This is a genomic window from Brevibacillus sp. HD3.3A (assembly GCF_013284375.2).
Lineage (GTDB): Bacteria > Bacillota > Bacilli > Brevibacillales > Brevibacillaceae > Brevibacillus > Brevibacillus parabrevis.
This window is the reverse complement of the sequence record NZ_CP085874.1, coordinates 2,878,572-2,900,342: the sequence shown is the minus strand read 5'-3', so window position 1 is coordinate 2,900,342 and position 21,771 is coordinate 2,878,572. Positions and strand designations below refer to the sequence as shown.

General features: G+C 53.1%; 16 protein-coding genes and 1 riboswitch. Of the genes, 1 reads left to right on the top strand and 15 read right to left on the bottom strand.

Going from position 1 to position 21,771, the window contains the following annotated elements:
* Position 1: 1 nt before the first annotated feature.
* Entirely contained in the window at positions 2–1,453 is a 1,452-nt protein-coding gene (locus HP435_RS14270) for an aldehyde dehydrogenase family protein (protein WP_122963307.1), read from the bottom strand.
* 124 nt (positions 1,454–1,577) lie between these two features.
* On the opposite strand from HP435_RS14270, the gene HP435_RS14265 reads away from it, so the two are divergent.
* On the top strand, positions 1,578–3,710 hold the full coding sequence (locus HP435_RS14265) for a helix-turn-helix domain-containing protein (protein ID WP_122963308.1): 2,133 nt from the start codon (positions 1,578–1,580) through the stop codon (positions 3,708–3,710).
* Positions 3,711–3,771: 61 nt separating this feature from the next.
* Here the strand turns inward: HP435_RS14265 and HP435_RS14260 are convergent, their stop codons facing one another.
* The 14 genes from HP435_RS14260 to nrdI all read right to left on the bottom strand — a co-directional run bounded on the left by HP435_RS14260 (position 3,772) and on the right by nrdI (position 21,629).
* Positions 3,772–5,268 carry a long-chain-fatty-acid--CoA ligase gene (locus HP435_RS14260; RefSeq protein WP_173598768.1) on the bottom strand — a complete coding sequence of 499 codons (1,497 nt, stop codon included), beginning with the start codon at positions 5,266–5,268 and terminating at the stop codon, positions 3,772–3,774.
* 63 nt (positions 5,269–5,331) lie between these two features.
* The gene (locus HP435_RS14255; protein ID WP_122963310.1) at positions 5,332–6,588 is read right to left on the bottom strand and encodes an MFS transporter; all 1,257 of its coding nucleotides are present in this window, start codon (positions 6,586–6,588) and stop codon (positions 5,332–5,334) included.
* A 41-nt stretch (positions 6,589–6,629) separates the two neighbouring features.
* Positions 6,630–7,934 carry a CapA family protein gene (locus HP435_RS14250; RefSeq protein ID WP_122963311.1) on the bottom strand — a complete coding sequence of 435 codons (1,305 nt, stop codon included), beginning with the start codon at positions 7,932–7,934 and terminating at the stop codon, positions 6,630–6,632.
* 37 nt (positions 7,935–7,971) lie between these two features.
* Positions 7,972–8,859, bottom strand: coding sequence for a MurR/RpiR family transcriptional regulator (locus HP435_RS14245; RefSeq protein ID WP_063231037.1), 888 nt, complete (start codon positions 8,857–8,859; stop codon positions 7,972–7,974).
* Between the two features lie 290 nt (positions 8,860–9,149).
* Positions 9,150–9,773, bottom strand: a complete 624-nt coding sequence (locus HP435_RS14240) for a DUF2997 domain-containing protein (RefSeq protein ID WP_122963313.1) — start codon at positions 9,771–9,773, stop codon at positions 9,150–9,152.
* Positions 9,774–9,790: 17 nt separating this feature from the next.
* On the bottom strand, positions 9,791–11,413 hold the full coding sequence (locus HP435_RS14235) for an AAA family ATPase (RefSeq protein ID WP_173598767.1): 1,623 nt from the start codon (positions 11,411–11,413) through the stop codon (positions 9,791–9,793).
* A gap of 13 nt (positions 11,414–11,426) precedes the next feature.
* Positions 11,427–11,996 (bottom strand): 4Fe-4S single cluster domain-containing protein, encoded by a 570-nt coding sequence (locus HP435_RS14230; RefSeq protein WP_173595951.1) that lies wholly within the window; start codon positions 11,994–11,996, stop codon positions 11,427–11,429.
* A gap of 10 nt (positions 11,997–12,006) precedes the next feature.
* Entirely contained in the window at positions 12,007–12,990 is a 984-nt protein-coding gene (locus HP435_RS14225) for a hypothetical protein (RefSeq protein ID WP_173595950.1), read from the bottom strand.
* 131 nt (positions 12,991–13,121) lie between these two features.
* Entirely contained in the window at positions 13,122–13,598 is a 477-nt protein-coding gene (locus tag HP435_RS14220; protein WP_229049910.1) for an acyl-CoA thioesterase, read from the bottom strand.
* A gap of 31 nt (positions 13,599–13,629) precedes the next feature.
* Complete coding sequence (gene metE / locus HP435_RS14215) at positions 13,630–15,915, bottom strand: 5-methyltetrahydropteroyltriglutamate--homocysteine S-methyltransferase (RefSeq protein WP_173595949.1); 2,286 nt, start codon at positions 15,913–15,915, stop codon at positions 13,630–13,632.
* Positions 15,916–16,054: 139 nt separating this feature from the next.
* A riboswitch (cobalamin riboswitch) is annotated at positions 16,055–16,256 on the bottom strand.
* A gap of 158 nt (positions 16,257–16,414) precedes the next feature.
* Positions 16,415–17,767, bottom strand: a complete 1,353-nt coding sequence (gene brnQ / locus HP435_RS14210; RefSeq protein WP_122963318.1) for a branched-chain amino acid transport system II carrier protein — start codon at positions 17,765–17,767, stop codon at positions 16,415–16,417.
* A 428-nt stretch (positions 17,768–18,195) separates the two neighbouring features.
* Positions 18,196–19,149: a class 1b ribonucleoside-diphosphate reductase subunit beta gene (nrdF, locus tag HP435_RS14205; protein ID WP_122963319.1), complete on the bottom strand. Its 954-nt coding sequence runs from the start codon at positions 19,147–19,149 to the stop codon at positions 18,196–18,198.
* A gap of 49 nt (positions 19,150–19,198) precedes the next feature.
* A complete protein-coding gene (gene nrdE, locus HP435_RS14200) occupies positions 19,199–21,283 on the bottom strand; it encodes a class 1b ribonucleoside-diphosphate reductase subunit alpha (RefSeq protein ID WP_063231041.1) in 2,085 nt (694 codons plus the stop codon).
* Positions 21,270–21,629, bottom strand: coding sequence for a class Ib ribonucleoside-diphosphate reductase assembly flavoprotein NrdI (nrdI, locus tag HP435_RS14195; RefSeq protein ID WP_173595946.1), 360 nt, complete (start codon positions 21,627–21,629; stop codon positions 21,270–21,272). Before nrdI ends, nrdE begins: the two co-directional genes overlap by 14 nt.
* Positions 21,630–21,771: the final 142 nt, after the last annotated feature.

Genomic DNA, 21,771 nt, shown 5'->3' with positions numbered 1-21,771 from the left:
CTTATGGCCGGATGTAAACCGTCTTCGTTTCGACATAGAAATCGAGCGCGGATTCGCCCTGCTCTCTCGGCCCCAGGCCGGAGATTTTTTTGCCGCCAAACGGAAATTGCGATTCAAAATGGGTAGACGGCATATTGACGTGCGTCACGCCTGACTGGATTCCTTTTACAAACTGGAACGCTTTTTGCAGATCGTTGGTAAAGATCGTGGAAGATAAGCCGAACTCCACCTGGTTCGCGATTTCCATGGCGTGATCGAACGAATCGACGTCAATGACCGCGATCACGGGCGCGAAAATCTCTTCTTTGGCAATCGTCATCTCCTGCGTGATTCCGGTAAAGACGGTTGGAGCGACGAAGTAACCGTTCGCCAAATCTCCGTCTGTCAGCCGCTGGCCGCCGCATTCCAGCACGCCGCCTTCCTCGATGCCTTTTTGAACATAATGCAAATACAGGTTAAGCTGATGCTCGTCCACGACCGGGCCGTTATGGCTTTCCGGATCGAAGCCATTGCCAACTTTCAGGCTGCGTGCGCGCTCCACCAGCTTGCGCTTCACTTCCTCCGCCACTTCCGGTACGACCAGGACGCGGCTTGTTCCCGTGCACCGCTGTCCGTTGTCAAAAAAGCCGCTGGTCACGATGCAATCGATGGCAAGGTCAATATCTGCATCCGCCAAAATGATTGCCGGGTTTTTCCCGCCCATTTCCGCCTGAATTTTGCCGCCGCGGGCACCGACCGCTTTTCCTAACGCCAAACCGACCTCCGACGATCCCGTAAACGAAATCCCTTTGATCAGCGGATGATTGGACAGCTCGTCCCCGATTACCGAGCCAGGACCAGTCACCAGATTGACAACGCCTTTTGGCACGCCGCTTTCGATCAGAAGTTCCGTCAGCTTGACGCTGATCAAGGAGGTGTTGCTGGCAGGTTTGAAAACGACTGTGTTGCCCGCGAGAATAGCCGGAACGATTTTCCACAGGCCGATTCCGAGCGGGAAGTTCCACGGCGCGATAATCGCGAAGACGCCAATCGGCTCGCGCACCGTGTAGCCCAGCACACGCTCATCAAACGAAGGGACGGTTTGCCCCGTCAAACGAGTGGCTTCTCCTGTCAACTGCTTCATGGAGGCAATCGTCTTGAGCACCTCGCCCCGCGCTTCCCGCAATGTTTTTCCTACTTCGCTTGTAATGATCGCAGCCAGTTCTTCTCTCTGCTCTTCCAGCAGTCGAATGAGCGTAAACAGAAACTCTCCGCGCACCGGAGCCGATTTTTTGGCCCAGTCAGGAAAAGCTTGTGCTGCCGCTTCGATGGCAGACCGCGCATCCAGTCCATCGGATTTTTGAAAATAGCCGAGCACCTCGCTCGTATTGGCAGGGTTCGTGCTAGGAAATACTTGTCCGGTATGGCTATCCACCCATTCACCGTTGATGTAGTTCTTGTGCGTTGTCGTCATGTATGACTCCCACCTTCCGTCTTCGATAACCATATTGTATAAATTCGAAATTGTTTATACAATGTAGAGGCACACACAAATAAAATGAATTTTATATACATTTCTCTACACGGAAGGTGCCTACATGCATACTCTTTCCTACTTGAACGAAAAGTTGAGTGCGTGGCTTGCCATTGCACCTATGTCGATCTGGGTTCGCCTCCCGCGCGACCGCCAATTTCGGCTGGCGTATACAGTGACGCCGTCAGCTGCCGTCGCTTTCGGGACCTTGCTGACCGCTCCCGCCACGCTCCCGGCTCATGAGCAAGAGCGCTACCGATATGAAGAAATCGAGGACAAACATTTGCTGCGGTTCTTTTTCGCTGAGGAAGGACAAGCGCTCATCTGGTTGGACTCGCCCTCGGAAGCGGCCTCCACGTTGACGGATGATCAATGGGAGCTATTGTGGCTCGGGTTGAAGCTACATCTCGCAGAAGAAGCGATTGCGAGCAAAAACGCCGAATGGAGCAAACTTTTGGCAGGCATCCGCTCGATTTCCGGTACGCTTGATACCGAAGCGATCATTCGTGACATCATCGGCAATGCCCTGTCCGTCATCCCTGCCGCTGACGCCGGACTGCTGCATTTGTACGATCCTGCCATCGACCGCCTCGTGCCGAAAGCGACCGTCGGCTTTCACGACACGCTGTTCAAAGACTTTCGCCTGAAAATCGGCGAGTCGATCGCCGGGAAAGTCTTTTTGGACGGACAACCCCGCCTGTATCGCTCCCATCCCGAGACGACGCAAGCGATGAGAGACATTTCCGCGGACAATTTTCACTCGTTGAACCACGCGAAAGACTTGCAAAATTTGAACGGGCTTTTATGTGTGCCGATCTCGATTGCCGAAAAGCGAATTGGCGTGCTCGTCCTGCACCAATTTCACCAAGACAACGAGTTTACCGACTACGACCTCGCCCTGTTGCAAGGCTTCGCCGATCAAACCTCTGTCGCGCTGCAAAATGCCGAGCTGTACGCCGAGACGAAGCAGGCGTATGAAAACATGGCGACACTCAGCGCCCAACTGCAAGCCCGGCATGATGATCTGATCAAGCGCAACAAAATTCACGAATCGATCAAGCAAATGTCCCTGCAAAACAAAGATGCGGCCACAATTGTGAAGGCACTGTCGCGCATGACCGCCAAGCCCATTCAGTTCGTAGACTGGCTGGAAGAGGGCCACGAAGCTTTTGCCCAGCTCCCCTACTTCAACCGCGACGAGCTGCACACTTTGCTGGCTGGACGTCGCCACCCGCTTTTTGTCCACTTGTATTCCGCAGGGCGTGCGGACAGCGAATACTGTTACCTGTATCCGCTGATCAACGGCAGCGTGCTGCTCGGCTGCCTGATCATCCCTTCCGCCAAAACAGGCTTGTCGGAGCTGGCGAGAATGACAATTGAGCAAGGGCGGTCCGTGCTCACTCTCGATTTGGTGAAAAAGCAGTCGATCAGCTCTGTCTTGTACAAGCGTGCCCACGACCTTTTCCAGGAAGTAATCGGCAGCAAAGGCAACGACCTGTTGGAACGCGCCCGCACACTCGGACTGGTGCCGCACGCCCACTACCTCGTGGTCTACGCTCATCTGAGTCACTGCCACGATCTCGCTCTGCTCGAAGCCAACATCCATCGGCTAGTGAACCGCTGGAAGCGCGATTTTGCCCCTGCACAAGTGCTGACCTACGGCTTTCACAATCACGTCACACTCCTGCTGCAAATGAATGGAACAGAGGAGCGAAAAGCTTTGAGCGAGCAACTGCAAACAGCCGTGGAGGAATGGGAGCGGGCCCAGGAAGCGTCCTTGTCGATTGGAGTAGGCAGCATGATCGAAGGCGTCGAGCATCTGGGCAAAAGCTTTGAGGAAGCGAGAAAAGCGGCGCACTACTTGGCGGCACGAAATCGCAGCGGTGTCATCCATTACGCCGACCTGGGCGTCAATCGCCTGATGCTCAACCAAAGCCAGGCTGACATTGACGCTTTTGTCGCCGACGTGTTTGCTCCCTTTTGGGCTGAGCCACAAAAATATCAGGAGTGGGAGCACACGCTTGTGACGTATATCAAATGCAGCCAGTCGCCGCAGCAAACCGCCCGCGAGCTGCACATCCACGTCAACACGCTCTATCAGCGGCTGAAAAAAGTGGAGGAACTGCTGGAAATCGACCTGCACCGTCCCGAAGACTTGCTCAAGGTCCAGCTCGCCTGCCATCTCCGCTACGAATAGCTTTTTCGCGCAAAGAAAAACCAGACTCACTTCGACGTGGGTCTGGTTTTTTCGTATCGTTTTACTTGCGCAAGGAACGGCGCAAAATTTTGCCTGTGGTGTTTTTCGGAAGCTCCGGCACGATTTCCACCTGGCGCGGCACCTTGTATTTCGCCAGCTTATCCTGGCAAAAGGCGACGATGTCTTCCTGCGAAACCGCCACTTCTTTTAGCGCGACAAAAGCTTTGACCGCTTCGCCGTGCACCTCGTCGGGAACTCCGATGACCGCCGCCTCGATCACGGCAGGGTGCTGGTACAGCAGTTCCTCCACTTCACGCGGATAGACGTTGTAGCCATCGACGAGAATCATGTCCTTTTTGCGGTCGACGATGTAGACATACCCCTCCTCGTCCATCCGCGCCATATCCCCTGTGTACAGCCAGCCGTCCTTGAGCGCGGCCTTCGTATCTTCCGGCAGCCCCAGGTAGCCGAGCATGACATTCGGCCCTTGCACAGCCAGCTCGCCTACCTCGCCCCTCGGCAATTCGTTGCCTTCCGGGTCGACGACCTTGTTCAAGACATGCGGCAAGTTTATCCCGACCGAACCGGGCTTTCTCGTGCCGCGCAGCGGGTTGAAGGCTGTTGCCGGAGCAGCTTCGGACAGCCCGTAGCCTTCCAGTACCTTCACTTCGTACTTGGCTTCGAATTTGTGCAGCAGCTCGACAGGCATCGATGCGCCACCCGAGCAGCAGAGACGGATCGAAGCGAAATCTTCCTTCGTCGCATGCGGCAGTTGCAGCATGTAATTGTACATCGTCGGCACCCCGGCAAAGCAGGTCGCCTGTTGCTCGCGGATCGTATTGACCACTTCGACAGGGTGGAAACGCGGAATGATGATCATCGCCGCTCCGTAGCGAATCGGACCGTTCAGGCACACCGTCATGCAAAAGACGTGGAACATCGGCAATACCGCGACTACCCGATCTTCCGGGATCAGCTCGAACAAAATTCCCATCGCCTCTGCGTTGGAGGCCATGTTGCGGTGGGACAGCATTGCCCCTTTTGGCTGCCCGGTCGTACCGGACGTGTACAAAATGACCGCCAAATCGTCTTCGTTTCGCTCCGGCTCCACAAAGCTGCCGTCTCCCGCTTGTGCTACCTGCGCCAATGTCAGCTCGTCGCCTGTCGCTTCGTTGTAGATGAGATGTGTCAAATGCTCCAGTTGTTCCTTCAGGGGTGTCAGGACAGGTTCGAGCGTAGCAAGGGCAATGACCGCTTTTGTCTGGCTGTTGGCGAGAATGAAGCTGATTTCTCGCGGCGTGTAGATCGGGTTCATCGGGACAACGGCCGCACCCACGCGCAAAATCGCGTAGTAAGCGCTTACAAAATCGGGTCGATTGTCCATGATCAGCGCTACAGCGTCTCCCTTGCCAATCCCGAGCTTGGACAAGCCTTGCGCCAGCTCATCGACCCGGCGGTTCAGCTCCTGGAAGGTAGTCGTCTCCCCCAAAAATATGTAGGCGGGATGGTCTGGGAAATTTTGCGCGCTTTGCAGCAAATTTTCGTTCAAATGATACATCGCTCATCTACCCCCTTTTCAGAAAATTTTAACACCTGAGACGAGCATGATAAAGCTTTTCTTTTAGGAAATCGTGGGGATTTGCGCTGCTGTCGCTGTCTTGTTTTCTTCCCGTTTGGCAAAGAGCAGGAACAGCACGCCGCAACCGACAAACAACAAGGCATTTACGATCATCGCCTGGCCAAAACCGATGCCCACATTGGGCGCTGCTTGCACAATCGAGCCTGTGACGAGCGGAGAAATGATTCCGGCGAGCGTAACGAGGCTGGAGAGCGTGCCCACCAGCAAACCTGTGCGCTCCGGCAACATGCTGCTGACGATGACAGAGGCAGCCGTCCCTACGGAAAAAGCAAACCCTTTTCCCAAGCAAAGCGCAATCAGCACGAGCGGCAAAGACTGTACCAGCGTCACGGCGTAGAAGCAAATTCCGCCCAGGATGATGGACGCTCCTCCCACCAGCACGTACGATTTGCGATAACTCCGATGTTTTTTGTACAGACGATCGCCTGTCCAGGAGATCAAGATCGTCATCAATCCGGCCAAAAGTCCCATGCCAGCAATCGCGTAAGCCATTTGTTGATTCGTCAGGTGAATCACTTGCACCAGGTAGACAGGTTCCCACACAGCGGCAAAGGTTGTGCCCCACATTTGTGCGAAATAAATCAAAAAGCTGAACAAAAAGGTGGATGACAGAAAAACTTTGGATAAGTCCGACCATTTTGCCTTGGGCAGTGCTTGCACAGTCTTCGCCGCCTCGATGCTGACTTGCGGCCTGTCTTTGCCGACCCACAGCCAGATCAAAAGCCAGATCAGGCTGAGCGCACCCATGAACGCCCAGGCAAACCGCCATCCGTTGCTGTCAATGAGCGAAACGATGAGCGGTGCCGAAGCGACTGCCCCTACAAACGCGCCGAAGTTGACCGTGGAGTAAACAAGCCCGCGCTTTTCTTCGGGAAACCATTTGTTCAAGTGGCTGACGACTGTCGCCCAAAATGGTCCTTCGCCAATTCCGAGCAACACCCTGGCGATCACAAGCATCGGCAATCCGGCAATGGCGTAGGCGCCAAACTGGATAACCGTCCAGGACAAGGCCATGATGGCGAGCATCTTTTTCGTCCCGATCCGGTCGGACAACGCCGCTCCCAAAATACCAGCGATCGAGAAAAACCAGAAGAAACTGCTACCGACAAGTCCCCATTCTTTCTGGGACAAAGAAAATTCCGCCATAATAGGAACAGCCGAATAACCCGCAATCGTTTTATCGGCGTAGTTAATCATGTACAGCACGAACAGCATGATCATGGTGATTCTCGCCATCATCTGAATCACTCCATTCCAATAGGTGGGGGCAAGGCAATTACTCAGTCTTTTCTCAACCTCACGCGGCCGATTCCATCCTCGATCTCAATCACGGTTCCATACGCTTCACTCATCGTTTTCAGTCCTTGCAATATCTCGGGATCTGCACTCAACCTCGGCCAGCCCATCCGGTAGACAGGCTCCTCGAAGCCGAGTTCAATCGGGTGCAGCTCCAGCTCGCTTAGCTCGCCACCCTCCATTTTCCAAAGCGGGATGACGGACTGCCACACTTCTTTGTGCACGCACAGTCCGCGCGTATAGCCAGCGCTCATCGCTTCCAGCGCATCAGCGACGTTGTGCGAATGGTCCAGTCCGTATTGCTCGTAAAAGTCCGCTGGCTGCGAAGTGACAAGCTCGGTTTGGAACACGAAGTCTCCCAGACTGTAGAAGATCGGGCGGTTTTTGTAGATTTCAATGCCGCGCAACAGATGCGGGCCGTGTCCGACGACCGCGTGTGCCCCGGCGTCGATGCACGCTTTGGCAAAAGTCGGCAAAAAGTCGGCAGGCACTTCTTTGTCCAAGCCTTTCATCTCGTGCGCGTGGATGCTTACGACGACGTAATCCGCGCGCCGCTTCGCTTCCCCGATTCGTCTGACCATCCTGTCCAGATCGCGTGGGTGCGGCTGTGTCGATGTTCCCGCCTCTTCCCCTGCCATAAACCGGGAGGCACCGAACAAAAACACGTCTTTGCCCGGATGATTCATGAAGCCTTCCTCGATCAACACTTTGCTGAAAGCGTTAATGTCTGTCGAATCCGCCAGCTCTTGCAGTTGGGCGAGCTTTTCTGGCGGCAGATGATGGGTCATGACATAGCGCATCGGGTTGACGCCCGGCCGTCCGATGCTGTCTGCACGCTGCTCTCCCGCCGCCCACCACGGATGAAAGGTCGATGTCGCCGCGATCAGCGCGACTCGGGCCGACTCGCATTCGAGATAGCGGGGAGCAGAAGCCTCCGCCAGATTTTTGCCAGCTCCGGCATGGACAAATCCGTATTCGTTCAAGTGGCGCTCTGTCGCTTCCAGCCCGCCGTACAAATAGTCGAGGGTGTGATTGTTCGCCCATCCGATCATGTTGAAGCCGTAGTCTTTCATCACTTGCAGCGATGACGGCGGCGACATGGCCCAGGTTCCGCCGCTTTGCGCACTCGGATACCCTTCGTTGTCATGGACGGTCGTCTCCAGATTGGCAATGCGCACATCAGCGCGCTGAAGCAAGCTGGCAATCTCGCGAAAAGCATTGTCTCGATAGGGCAGGTCGCGGGTGATGAAGCTGTCTCCCGTCGCTGCAAACCAAACAGGCACAGACATGAAAAGTTCCTCCTTTATGAGTCGCGTAATGGCTGTTTCAATAAATCGTGAAGTCGTCCTCCCCCTCTCCCACGAACGAATAAAGCGTCGAGCTGATTTCGTCATAGTGCTGGAGCCTTTTTTGCACAGAGACGGGGTCGTGGATCATGACGCCTTTGACAAGGGCATTCAGCACAGAGAACAAGGTAGGCATGCCGCTGGTGGCGACCGGCTGCGGCGTAGAGATTTTCAACAACAAATCCGCCGCCTGGCTGATCGGGGCCAGCTCGCCTTCGGTAATCGCCAGCACCTTCGCGCCCAAAGCTTTTGCCGAGTTCACCATCGCTACTGTTTCACTCGGATGGCGAGGAAAGGACAGCGCAATCACAAGCCACTCCTGATCCCGCTCGGTCAAAAAATAGTCGGCATTGTCTACCGCTCCTGTGTATAAATGGGTGTTGCCCTTGATCGCGTTTAAGGTAGAAAACAGCCACTTCGCCGGGATGTGGCACCAGCGAAAACCGACGACAACGATGCGGTTGGCAGAAATGATGCTCTGCACGGCCTGGTGCAACAACTCGTAGTCGATCTGGTGCAAAGCTTGCTGGAGGTAGGCGATATCGGTTTCCATGACTTGGTGGGCGTAATTGTTGCGCGTCAGTGCTGCCTCCGTGTCGCGGTACTTCTGGATCGGCCCTTTCGTCTGCTCGCTGGTCAAGAGCGATTTCTTGATCTCCTGCTGCAGCTCGGTATAGCCGGAATAACCTAGCGCGTAGCAAAAACGAATGACCGTCGCTTCGCTCGTATTGGTCAGCTCGGCGATTTTTTTGGCTGTGTGGATCGCGAGCAGGCTCGGCTTTTCGAGGGCGATTTTGGAGATGATTTTTTGGCTGGCTGTCAAGTTTCCATACTGCTTGCGAATCCGTTCCGTTATGAGCTGATCCATGCCGGAAAACTCCTTTGCAGTTGCTTTGCGAACCTATTTTCAAGAATAGTATATATCTTGAAATAATTCACTTCAATACATCTTAGAAAATGTAGTTTATCCTTCATTTTGAAGCGAAAAAACGCATTTTGACAGGAGTTATTGCGCTTTTCGCAAGGCAAGATTGCAGGCGGAAAAACCGGGGTGGTTTGCATGCCGCCTCCTTTTTCAGCCGGGCAAAAGTTGATTGAAAAAGAAAAAGACCGTCGCATCCGGCATGGAGTGCGGCGATCTTGCGGTTGCCTGTTGTGCTAATATAACCTCAAAATTTGAATCTGCTGATCTTCCACTGTCGCGTTGTACTCATGTGTCCATGTTCGTTCCAGCTCGCTTGGGCTGGAGAGCTTTTGCTCGATTCCTTCCGTCAACTCCGCACAGGAACGTCCCAGCACGCCTTCGACCGCTTCTTCAACCGTTCCCTGCTCGTTCATGGAAATCCGCAGCTTCCGCGCATCTGTTCCGATCGTCAGCACATAGGAAATCACTTGTCCGCTCTTTTCCTCGCTTACCGTCACCGTTCCTCCCGCAGCCACAATCGAGTCGCGCAGAGCTTCGACGGTTCCCTGCAAATACCCCTCCCTGATTTCGGAGAGCAGCGATGCGGAGCGCTGGCGAAGGAGGCCAGGCGACAAATCATGCGATTCAAAGTAAGGGATAAGCCCGTCTTTTGTCTCCTCGAAATAGACGTGAATCCCATCCTTGAACCCGGTCAGCAGCTTGCCGAGCACGGTTCCGCCAATCATCAATTCTTTACTGAACATGTTTTTGTATTCTGTCCAGACAACGTTCTCCGGCTGGTAGCCCAAAGTTCGCAACGCTCGAAAAAGCGTACGTTTGTCCTGGAATGACATCGAAAATGTCGTGCAGTGGCTCAAGCGAATCCCTCCCCGGGCTAAAAATCGATATTCCTGCCGACTGCCTCCTCGCGAGCGACTCCATCTGCCATGGCATTTGCCGGGCTTGCTGGGCTTGCCAGGCTGGCGCGGACGGCAAACTCTTTTGCCCACGAACGCAGCTTCTCGATTTCCTCCCGCCTGGCTTTAGCCAAGGGAACTGTGCGCTGCATGGCCAGCAAAATATCTTCCGTGTCGATATCCCGATCTTTTTCCTCGGGATTACTGCGCTTCGCAAAAGCATCGATCAGCCCTTCATGGAGTGAAGCCTCAATCTCGGCACCCGTCAGGCGTATGCCTTCCCCCCAGTATTTCTCGCCCGATACTTCGACGAGCTTATCGATGTCAAAACGGGCCGGGTTGCGCTTCAGTCGCTCCAGATGGATTTTGAGAATTTCTTCGCGCTCTTCCGGCGTAGGCAAGTCCACGAAAAAGATTTCGTCAAACCGTCCTTTTCGCAAAAGCTCTGCTGGAAGCTGCTCGATCTTGTTGGCAGTCGCGAAGACAAATACAGGACTCTTTTTCTCCTGCATCCAGGTCAACAACGTTCCAAAAATGCGCGTGGCGACTCCCCCGTCGGAAAAACCGCTGCCCACGCCGGACAAGCCTTTCTCGATTTCATCGATCCAGACGATCGACGGCGATACGGCTTCACACATCATGAGCGCCGAGCGAATATTCGCTTCGGACGAACCGACGATGCCCGCGAATACCCGTCCCAAGTCCAGGCGGAGCAGCGGCATTTGCCAAGCAGCCGCCACACTTTTCGCACACAAGCTTTTTCCGCAACCGGGAACGCCGACCAGCATGACCCCTTTTGGCCACTGGATGCCGAACTGTCTCGCTTCCTCCGAGTACGACGCTTTTCGTCTCAGCAGCCAGCGCTTCAAGTTTTCCAGTCCGCCGATCTGCTCCAGGTTCAGCGATTCTGTCGAGATGTATTCCAGAACCCCCGATTTTCGCACAATCTGCTTCTTCTCTTCCAAAATGGTAGAAACATCGCTTGCGGATATTCCGCGATTTTTAACCAGCGCCTTCGCCAAACAGTTCTCGATCTCGTTGCGCCCCAAACCTACGGCGGCCCGGGCCAGCGCTTCTATGACTTCCGGGGATTGGTCGATCACGATGCCCGGACGGCCGACGTACGCATCGGTAAAGCTGCGGATGATTTGCATTACTTCATCCAGGTCAGGCAGAGGCAGGTCGAGAATCGTGATCTCATGCTGCAGCTCTACAGGAATTTCCAGGGAAGGAGCGATGATAATCGAATTGGAAGGGAAGCCTGTCCGCGTCTTTTGCGCAAATTCGCGAAACGTTCTGATGTTTACATGCGATCCGCGCAGCAGCGGGTGCAGATCAAACCATAAAAACAGCGTAGGCTCTTTCGCCAAATCTTCGGCCATCGTCAGAGCGATGCGAAAATCTGTGCTCTTGTGGTCAAGCTCTTCCCCGTTCAGCACAAGACCTTTTGTCGCTGTCCATGTCACAATCCGCTTGTTCAGGCTGGCGCCAATCCCTTGGAACACATCGAGCGCCCGCTCCTCTTCCGATGTAAAAATGTACAGGATGCTGTATCTGGCGCGAATCAGATACTCCACTTCCTTGACAAAATCTTGCAGCATGTATGTACTCCTCCTACAGCCATGTGTACAGGCTCGATTGAATATTCGCGGTAGGAAAACCAGTCAGATGCAAGGAACGCTCCCCTTGAACCAGTTCGACTTTTCGTTGGGGAATCAACTCTTCCGGCGTGATCCGGTTCGTCAGCACAATCAGTTTCTTGCCATGCCAAATCTCCTCCGACTGCGCCTGATAAGGCCCCGCAATCGCCACGTCAAACAGAAGCAAGGCTTTGCGCTTTTCCTCGCAACGCAAAATTGCTTCCGCTGTATAGCCTGTGAACAAAAGGACGGTGCCCGAGTGAACCTGGCGAAACGACTGAACCAGCCGCCTTACTTGCTCCGGCTGATCCAGCGGTTCTCCTCCGGAAACGGTCAGTCCGTCAACTGGCAGTCGTCCCAGTTCTTGCCCTAAAGAGTCTGGTTCATAGAGCCGACCGCCTTGCTTGTCCGGGTGCGTATTCGGATTAAAGCAGCCGCGGCAGCCGATGGAGCAGCCTTGCACCCAGACGACAGCACGGTTGCCTGGTCCGTTTACCCTGCTTTGCTTGCATATTTCATGGACTCGCAATGACTGCGCCAACATGCTCTCCCTCCTACAAGTCTAGCTGCCTTCCTGTCGCACCTGTCTTTCTCGGTACTTGCCCGCTGTCGTTGTTGCTGGCCGCACTTGACGGAAGCTCAATTTCCCGAATGACCACCCTTGGCTTTTCACTAGGTGCGTGTTCCTGAAGTTCGGGACGCGGCATCATCCGCCCATCGCGAATAAGAGCGGGTGTACCGGGTGAAGCAGTCTGAAGAGCTTCATCCAACGCTTGCAAAAAATGCGAGACAAACTCTTCGGGGGAATCCTGAAAGCTTTTTCCGTCCAGCTTCAGGCGAACAGCGTTATCATGGACGGTCCCGATCAGCAGAAGCAAGCCTTCGCCATTCTTTCCGCTGCCGACGATGCCAAGCTTTTGGATATCGCGCAGCCGACATTCCATCCGCACGGCTTCGTGCCGCTCCTGCATGACGATGCAGACGAGCGCGTCCTGTTTAACCAAAAAGATTTTGTTGTTGGGCTGCACATGTCGCCAGCTCTCGAAATCTTTGTACAGCGCCTTCACGATATCTTTTGGCGTAATAATCCCGATTTCCTCCAGCTCAAACAAGGTGGCATCGTCAATTTTCGTATGTACCTTGATCCGGCGCTTCATTACGAACTGCAAGTAAACAAGCGCGGAAAGGCCGATAAACAGCGTAGGCCCGACAGAAAGCTTTGTGATCAGGCTGAACAAAATCAAGCCAGCCATGCCAATTTGGGTGTACGTGATCACTTTGATTTTTTGTTCTCCTGTCTTGCGAAAAAACGAGAACCCTTTTCCGGGCTGATAGTCGGCAAGCTGGTTTTGCAGCATTCTTTTAAATTTTCCAATCGCCCAAATGCCAGGTACAACAAACACCAACCCCAACAGGAGCAGAAGAAAATTGCCCGTCATGATGCCGAACAGTGACATCAATCCGAAAAAGGCGCTGGTGATCCAAAGTGTCCTGATTTTCTTGTGAATCTCTGCAACTGCTTCGTTCTGGTTTTGCAAGTTTGTGCCAACCTCCACTCCATTGTTTACTACTTTTTTCCTACGCCTATTATAGTAGAGACAAGAAGGTGAGTAAATAAATCGGTGCCAGCAAAAAACCCCCACCAAAGTGAGGGTTTTGCTGCAAAATTCTATTGTTCCGCTTTGCGCTGTTTTCTCAATGCGTAGCGGTGCTTTGCCTTTTCATGCTGGATGCGCTCTTCTTCCGTCTCGGGAATGACAGCCGGCACTAACGTTGGCTTTCCTTGGTCGTCGAGCGCGATCATCGTCAAGTACGCCCTCGCTGTCATTTTCTTTTCGCCCGTCAGCAAATTTTCCGACTCGACCTTGACGAACACTTCCATCGACGTGTTGTGTGTCCAGGTGACGTATGCTTCCAGATTGATCGCTTCGCCCGTTTTGATCGGCGCGAGAAAATCAAAGGAATCGCTGGAAGCAGTGACGACGGGCTTCCGGCAATGACGCATCGCCGCTATGCAGGCGATTTTGTCGACGTACGCCATGACTTTTCCGCCAAAAATCGTATTGTGATGGTTCGTGTCCGGCGGGAACACGAGATCAGTCAAATAGGTTCGGGATTGTCCGGTCGGGCATGCTTCTGTTGCCATCTGTGCTGCTCCTCTCGTTGCCATCATGCGATTATGCTTTTTGTGTCAAACGGTCACGCACAGCATGCGTCGCCGCCACCATGTTTTTCAAAGCTTCCACTGTCTCTGCTCTTCCGCGCGTCTTCAGACCGCAATCCGGGTTGATCCAGAATTGGGCTGGCGGCAATACTTGCACGCCGCGCGACACCATCTCTTCGATCTCCGCGACAGCCGGAACGCGCGGGCTGTGGATGTCGTATACGCCCAGGCCGATTCCTTTATCGTACGTGCAAGTCTCGAAGACGGAGACAAGCTCGCCGTGGCTGCGAGACGTCTCGATCGAGATGACGTCGGCATCCAGCTCGCTGATGACGTCGATGAAGTCGTGAAATTCGCAATAGCACATATGCGTGTGAATTTGCGTGCTCGCGGCAACTGTCGAGGTAGCCACGCGGAACGATTTGACGGCCCAGTCCAGATACGCCGCCCTGTCTGCCTGCTTGAGCGGCAAGCCTTCCCGCAGCGCAGGCTCATCCACCTGAATCATGCGGATTCCCGCCGCTTCCAGCGCCTCCACTTCTGCTTGCAGCGCCAGGGCGATCTGTTCGCACACCTCTTGGCGGGACACGTCATCGCGGACAAATGACCAGTTCAAAATGGTCGCCGGGCCTGTCAGCATGCCTTTTACTGGTTTTTCCGTCAACGACTTGGCGTATACGCTCTCTTTGACAGTCATGGGAGCGACGAACTGCACATCGCCGTAGATGACAGGTGGCTTGACGCAACGGGAACCGTACGACTGAACCCAGCCATTTTTCGTGAAGACGAAGCCGTCGAGCTTTTCCCCGAAATATTCGACCATGTCTGTCCGTTCAAACTCGCCGTGGACAAGCACGTCCAGCCCGATCTCTTCCTGAATCGCAATCCACTGCTTGATTTGCTCCGCGATGAAGGCATCGTACTGCTCGACTGTCCAGTTCCCTTTTTTGTACTGCTGTCTGGCCTGACGAACCTCTGTCGTCTGCGGGAAACTGCCGATCGTCGTTGTAGGCAAAAGCGGCAGCTTCCAGGCGGCTTGCTGGATATCGCGGCGCTCGTGGAACGGCACGTCGCGTTTGGCTTCTGTCGTCTCCAGCGCTTTTCGAGCCTGCTGTACTTTCTCCCGGTTTCTCGCCGGAGACTCGGCCAGGCGGAGCAAGTCCTTTTCGTTCTGGGCAACTTCCTTCGAAATAACATACTTTCCAAATCGGAATCCTTGGACTAAAAGCTGCACTTCTCCCAATTTTTCGTCCGCAAAGGCTAATGCCGCTTGAACTTCCCCAGGCAAATCGGTTTCTGCTTCAACAGTGACGGGAACATGCAACAGGCTGCTCGATGGCTGTAGCCAAATCCGGTCCGGGTCGACCACATTGCTGATCGTCTTGACCAGCTCCCACTTTTCCTCCAGAGCCGAGCGCCAAATGTTGCGGCCATCGACGATTCCTGCGCCGAGCACTTTTTCCTGCGGGAAACCATGTGCCGTCAGGTTGGCCAAATTCGCTTTTCCTCCGTGGACAAAGTCCAGGCCCAAGCCTTCCACTGGCAGCGCGATCAGTTCCTCGTACCAATCCACCGCTTCGAAATACGTCTGAACCATCAGCTTGAGGTGTGGCAGCGCCTGACTGAACTGTTCGTACACTCGGCGAATGAGCGCTCTGTCCTGCTCGGAAATATCTTGGACGAAAGCCGGCTCATCGATTTGCACCCATTCCACGCCGTGCAGTTCCAGTTCACGAAGCACGTCCACGTAAAGCGGCACGATCTGATCGACAACGCGTTCGAACTCGTCTTTCGCATATCCTTTCGCCAGCTTGACAAACGTGTACGGCCCGACAATGACCGGCTTCCCGACGATGCCCAGCTGATCCCTGGCCTCCAGGTACGCTTTCAGCGGCCTGTTCTCTGCCAGCACTGGCGGGCGTTCGCCAAACTCAGGAACGATGTAGTGATAGTTCGTATTGAACCACTTGGTCATTTCGCTTGCGACAGCTTCTTTGTTGCCGCGCGCCATGGCGAAGTACGTATCGAGCGGTACCGGGCCGCCATCATAGGCAAAACGCTTCGGAACGAGTCCGAACATGACAGCCATGTCCAGCATGTGATCGTAGTAAGTAAAGTCGTTGACGGGAATCCACTCGATGCCTTTGTCTTTTTGCTTGATCAGATGCTGCTGGCGGATTTGCTCCATTTGCGCAAGGAACGCTGACTCTTCCAATTTGCCTGCCCAAAAGGACTCCAATGCTTTTTTCCACTCCCGGTCTTTGCCGATTCGCGGATATCCCAGGTTGCTGCTTTTCATGAGCTTTCTCTCCCATCCATTGAAGGTATTTGTAAAGCCAATCAAAAAAGGCACTTCCAACGGTCAAAAAGAACGTTAGAAATGCCAAATAAGCACTGAGATCACAGCATCCTAACACCTCCCTATCTCCCGTAGGTTAAGCAGTGTTGTCGAAACAGGCAGGTCTCCTGACTTGAGGATCACGATCTGCACAACGCCTTCCCAGTCCGTCTCGACCAGTGGCTTATCGCTGTGCAAACTCCCCTCATACAGTGGCGGGACCGTGTCGGATTCTCACCGACTTCCCTTTTCATCCTTGCGCCGATTTTCGCGGCCAAGGAACCTGTTCCCACTCATATGAAATTGTCGGTATGAGTGCATGTGCTCTCGCATCTAGCAAAAGAGCACCTTTCTCCTTACAGTAACACGTAAACCAGTTTTTGTCATGCTAAACTATTTCCACTCACCAAAATTATTTCAAAGTTCAGCCTGATTGCCTCTACTCTGCCAGCTTTCCGGTTTACTGCTTGGTCAGTCGCAGCTCCTGTGCCCGCAGAGAAGGTTTGCGAATCATGTAAATAGTGTAGCCGATCACAGCGCCTGCAACAGCGGGCAGCATCCAGCCAAGCCCGATCGTATACATCGGCAAGTAGCGAGTAAAGAAGTCGTTGATGACGGGAAGCTGGGCACCTGCCGCGTTCAGTCCGTCAAACAGGCTGATCAGAAAAGTAGCGAGCAAGCTTCCCTGATACACCTCTGGTCGTCCGCCAAATCCTTTGTGCATAAACGTTAAAAAGACGAGGGAAATCGCAATCGGGTACATGGTCATCAAGATCGGAACCGACACTTTGATCAGCGCCGTCAAGCCGATATTGGCGACGAGTGTACTGAACACAGCCAGAATGACGGCAAACTTTTTATACGAGATCGCCGGAAACAGCGAATGGAAAAACGAAGAGCACGCTGTAATGAGGCCGACGCTGGTGGTCAGGCATGCGATCGTAATCATGAGGCCAAGCAAAACGGCGCCGTAAGAGCCGAAGTAGTAATTGGACACCTTGGCCAAAATTTGCGCCCCGTTTTCCAGATGACCAAGCTTCTCCACACTGGAAGCACCCATATAGGCAAGCACCGTGTAGAAGAACGCCAGAAGTGCGCCCGCGATCATCGTTGCTTTTGCGCACGTGAGCAAAATTTGCTTTTTCGCCGTAATGCCTCTTTGCTTGATCGCATTCACGATGATGATTCCAAACACAAATGCCCCCAAAGCGTCCAAGGTTAAATAGCCGTCCTGAAAGCCTTTGTAAAACGCTTTGGACTGATAATCCGTCACAGGTGCTTGCAGCGCGCCAATCGGGAACAAAATCGCCGTCAACACAATCACTCCGATAAAAGTCAGCTTGATCGGTGTCAAGACTTTTCCGACTACATTGATAATTTTCCCAGGATTGAGAGATAACAGGCAAGCGAGTGTAAAGAACAAGACGGTGAAGACGATCAGTGGAACCGGACCAGCTTGCTCGGACAAAAATGGCTTGATTCCGATCTCAAACGAGACGTTCCCGGATCGCGGAATAGCGAAAAACGGCCCGATTGCCAAGTAGAGCAAAATCGTAAACACAAGACCAAATACCGGATGCACACGACTCGCCAACGAACGCAAATCATCCATTCCCGAATAAACCAACGCGATAATCGCCAGCAGCGGCAGCCCGACTCCCGTCACCAGGAAGCCCGCATTGGCCGTCCATACGTTCGTTCCAGCCATTTGCCCCAGCATTGGTGGAAAAATCAGATTCCCCGCTCCGAAGAACAGAGCGAACAGCATAAAGCCGATGATGAGGATGAACGAAGAAGAACCTTTTTGATGCATGACACAAACCCTCCTGTAATTCCAAAGCAAAGGTGCTTTTCAGCAACCCTCTGATTAGTGAAAAAATTCACACAATCACTCCGCCCGCTCATGCCCCAACAACCGGGATCAGATCGAGCGGGAATAATTGTCAGATAAATCAGTCGACCAAATCGGTAATCGATGACCAGATCGCTTCTCGCTTGCCACTTCCGCGCTGATCACGATTCTATCTGGACAACCAGAAGTAAAACAGCTCGTTACGTCATTTATTTATAACATAAATATAAATGAAAAGATATTGAAAATAGGCGATTCATTTCCTTCCCATCTATTAAAATATTATTTATCGAGCAAACCTCACGTATATTCTACTGGCGCATTTTCGGATCGGAATCGAAAAAAGACTGCCAATGAGCGGCAGTCTTTTTAAACATACGTTTAACTTTTTACTCAAAGCGGAAATCATCATCTGTCAGCGGCTCGACGTTGAGCGTGCGGACATAGCCATTTCCTTTTTTCGAGAAGAAATCATGCTGCTTCGTATGCGTCCGAATCCCGTTCAAAACGATCGGATTGACTTCTTCCTCCGGGAAGAACGGGTCCAGTCCCAGGTTCATCAACGCTTTGTTCGCGTTGTAACGCACGTAAGCCAGCACTTCGTCCGCCAAGCCAATTTCCGTATATAGAGACACGGTATACGCCTCTTCGTTCTCATGCAGCTCGTGCAGCAACGCGTACAGCTCCTCTTTCACAGCTGTCTGCTCGACGACGCTGAGGCGTTGATACACTTCTTGCGCAAGCACGCCGACGTACAGTCCGTGAATGCTTTCGTCGCGCACAATCAGGTCGATGATCTCGCCACTGCTCGTCATCTTGCCCTGTCCAGCCAAAAAGAGCGGGTAGAAGAAGCCGCTGTAAAACAAATAGCTTTCCAGAAAAACAGAGGCAACCATCGCCATGTACAAGTCTTTCGCTGTCTCGATGCTTTGATAGCGTTGCGAGATCAACGCCGCTTTCTTTTGCAGATGCGGATTGCGCTCCACCCAGGCAAAAATCTCGTCGATTTCTTCGGTGGCAGCCAAAGTCGTGAAAATGCTGCTGTAAGACTTGGCGTGAATTTGCTCCATCATGCCCATGAAAGCCAGGACGGCTTTTCGCTGCAATCCGTCCACATGCTCCATGATTTTCGGCATCCCGACGCCGCCTTGCACCGTATCGAGCAAGGTAAGGCCACCGAGCACTTTTTTATACGTGTCCCGCTCGGTAGCGCTCAGCTCCATCCAGGACATTTTGTCGTCCGACAGCGGAATCTCGTCATCGGTCCAGAACTGCATGATGTTCTGATTCCAAAACGTCATCGTAAAATCGTCGTCCGGCCTGTTCCAATTGACTGCTTTCATAAGGCGTTCCTCTTCTCTATCAACTTGTTCCAATGACCTACATCTGTTGTTAAACGGCGCAGCTAATGCACTCTTCTACCGTCAGATGCTTGGTGCGCGTGTAGTAGAGCGACTTCAAGCCTTTTTTCGCCGCGTAAATATAGTAGCGAGCCAGCTCTCTTGTCGAGATGTTGCTGTTGACGTGCAGCACGGTAGAAATCCCTTGATCCACATGCTCCTGGATTTCGGCAATCAGATCGATGACTTTGAACTGGTCGATCACATAGGCAGACTTGTAGTAAAAATAGTTCTCTTGCGTCAAGTACGGCATCGGGTAATACGTGGTCGAGTTCGCATACGTTCTCGTCTCGATATGCTCCACGATCGGCATTACGCTCGATGTCGCATTCTGGATGTAGGAAATGCTCTGTGTCGGAGCAATCGCCAGACGATAGGCGTGATACAGCCCGTTCTCCTGCACTTTTTGCTTGAGAGAAGCCCAGTCCTCTGGCGTCGGAATGTGCACGCCCTCGAACAGCTGCTTGCCTTTTTCCGTACGCGGACGGTAATCGGTTGCGAGATATTTGTCAAAATAAGTGCCCTTGGCGTACTCCGACTGCTCAAAGCCCATGAAGGTTTCCCCTTTTGCCTTGGCAATCTCGGCGCTCATCTCCAGCGAGTAAAAGTTCATCATCATGAAGAACGTGCGGGCAAAATCTTTTGCTTCTTCACTCTCATACGCGATTTTGTTTTTCGCGAGGTAGCCGTTGAGGTTCATCGCCCCCAATCCGACAGAGTGCAGCTCGCGGTTCGCTTTTTGCACGCCCGGCGCATTTTCCACACGGGTTACATCGCTGACGGACGTAATCGCTTCGATGCCTTCGCGCACGGATTCACGGATTTTTTTGTGCTCCATCACGTTGACGATGTTCAGGGAAGCCAGATTGCAGCTGATGTCGCGGCGGATAATGTCTTCCTCGCCGTAATTCGTGATCGTAGTAGTCTCCTGCAACTGGAAAATTTCCGTGCACAGGTTGGACATTTTGACCGCTCCAATATCTTTGAGCGCGTGGTTTTTGTTCGCATTCGTCTTGTTCATGATGTACGGATAGCCCGATTCCATCTGGATCATCGCGATCTTGGTAAGCATCTCGCGGGCGCTCATGACGATCTTTTTCTTGATGCGCTCGTTTGCGACCAACTCGTCGTACATCTGATCGAGATCCAGATCATCCAGATGAACGCCGTATTCCTTGTAGACCGAGTAAGGAGCGAACACGGTCAGAGGCTTGTTCTCCTCTGCCAGCTTGTAAAACACATTCGGCACAATCAGGCCGATCGACAATGTCTTGATCCGCGATTTTTCGTCAGCGTTGATCTTTTTGCAATCGAGAAACTCGTTGATGTCCCAGCCAAAAATGTTGTAATAAGCTGCCCCGGAGCCTTTGCGCTGTCCCATCTGGTCGGCGTAGGAAAACGCATCTTCCAAAAGCTTGAGTACAGGCATGACGCCTTTGGCTGCGCCCTCGACGCCTTTGATCGGCTCTCCCCGCCCGCGAAGCTTGGACAGATTGACCGCTACGCCGCCGCCGATTTTCGAGAGCTGCATGCAAGTTCCGAGCACGTAGTTGATCGAGTTCAGGGAGTCGTCCATTTCCAGCAAGAAGCAGGAGACCATTTCCCCGCGGCGGCTTTTCCCTGCATTGAGGAATGTCGGTGTAGCCGGCTGGAGACGCTGTTCCATCATGGAAACAGTCAGGCGCTTCGCAAGCTCGAAGTCTCCGCGGCCGAGCGAGAGAGCAACAATCGCTACCCGATCCGGGTACTGCTCCAAATACGTGGACTTGTCGTCCGTTTTCAGAGCGTAGTCTTTGTAAAACTTGGAGATGGCCATGTACGACGCGAATTGAAAACCAGTGTCATGCGCCAGTCGGAAAACTTCGTCGACCTGTTCAACGGTGTAGTCCTCATACACATTTTCATAAAAATCATGCTGGATCAAATAGTCCATCCGCTCTTTGACACTGTTGAAGGTCATGGTCTTCGCCTGCACTTCCTCCATGAAGACGGCGACTGCCTCTCTGTCTTTTTCCAATTGGTAAAACCCGTCGTTTCCACGCTGCATTAGTTGGTTGTTCAATTCAATGTGCCGCAATTGCTGCCACCCCACTCGTAAATTGTTCCACGTCACGGCCGGTACCGGACAATTCAAACTTGGAAATCACCGGAACGCCATACTGGATCGCGATTGTATCTGCGCTTTTGGCAAAGCTGGTGCCCCAGTTGCGATTGCCGCTGGCAGACACTCCGCGCAAATAGACATGATTTCGCTTCAGGAAACGGTCCACCTTCTCTGGCACCTGCCCGAAGCCTGTCGTGTACGTCACCAGGATGAACGGCTCGTCTAGCACCATCTCCGGATCGATTTCCACGCGCGGCAGATCGATTTTGTTTACGAATCGTCTCACGTTTCCTGTTTTTGAATCAAAAGCGATTATCATGTCCCTCATCCTTTACTGCAATTGTATACTTTTTAGCCAAAGTAAAAGCGCATTCGACGCCAAAATGTCGAATGCGCATGATGATTCCCATCGTATCCATTCAGCATGACAAACGAATGGAGCGCTCGAACACTTCCCTATC

What these genes read in the sequence shown, in the direction of transcription:
- brnQ (WP_122963318.1), bottom strand. Translation starts at nt 17,767, where the DNA reads ATGCATCAAAAAGGTTCTTCTTCGTTCATCCTCATCATCGGCTTTATG.
- HP435_RS14265 (WP_122963308.1), top strand. Translation starts at nt 1,578, where the DNA reads ATGCATACTCTTTCCTACTTGAACGAAAAGTTGAGTGCGTGGCTTGCC.
- HP435_RS14260 (WP_173598768.1), bottom strand. Translation starts at nt 5,268, where the DNA reads ATGTATCATTTGAACGAAAATTTGCTGCAAAGCGCGCAAAATTTCCCA.
- nrdF (WP_122963319.1), bottom strand. Translation starts at nt 19,149, where the DNA reads ATGAAAGCAGTCAATTGGAACAGGCCGGACGACGATTTTACGATGACG.
- metE (WP_173595949.1), bottom strand. Translation starts at nt 15,915, where the DNA reads ATGAAAAGCAGCAACCTGGGATATCCGCGAATCGGCAAAGACCGGGAG.
- nrdI (WP_173595946.1), bottom strand. Translation starts at nt 21,629, where the DNA reads ATGATAATCGCTTTTGATTCAAAAACAGGAAACGTGAGACGATTCGTA.
- HP435_RS14250 (WP_122963311.1), bottom strand. Translation starts at nt 7,934, where the DNA reads ATGTCTGTGCCTGTTTGGTTTGCAGCGACGGGAGACAGCTTCATCACC.
- HP435_RS14235 (WP_173598767.1), bottom strand. Translation starts at nt 11,413, where the DNA reads ATGCTGCAAGATTTTGTCAAGGAAGTGGAGTATCTGATTCGCGCCAGA.
- HP435_RS14270 (WP_122963307.1), bottom strand. Translation starts at nt 1,453, where the DNA reads ATGACGACAACGCACAAGAACTACATCAACGGTGAATGGGTGGATAGC.
- HP435_RS14220 (WP_229049910.1), bottom strand. Translation starts at nt 13,598, where the DNA reads ATGGCAACAGAAGCATGCCCGACCGGACAATCCCGAACCTATTTGACT.
- HP435_RS14245 (WP_063231037.1), bottom strand. Translation starts at nt 8,859, where the DNA reads ATGGATCAGCTCATAACGGAACGGATTCGCAAGCAGTATGGAAACTTG.
- HP435_RS14230 (WP_173595951.1), bottom strand. Translation starts at nt 11,996, where the DNA reads ATGTTGGCGCAGTCATTGCGAGTCCATGAAATATGCAAGCAAAGCAGG.
- HP435_RS14255 (WP_122963310.1), bottom strand. Translation starts at nt 6,588, where the DNA reads ATGATGGCGAGAATCACCATGATCATGCTGTTCGTGCTGTACATGATT.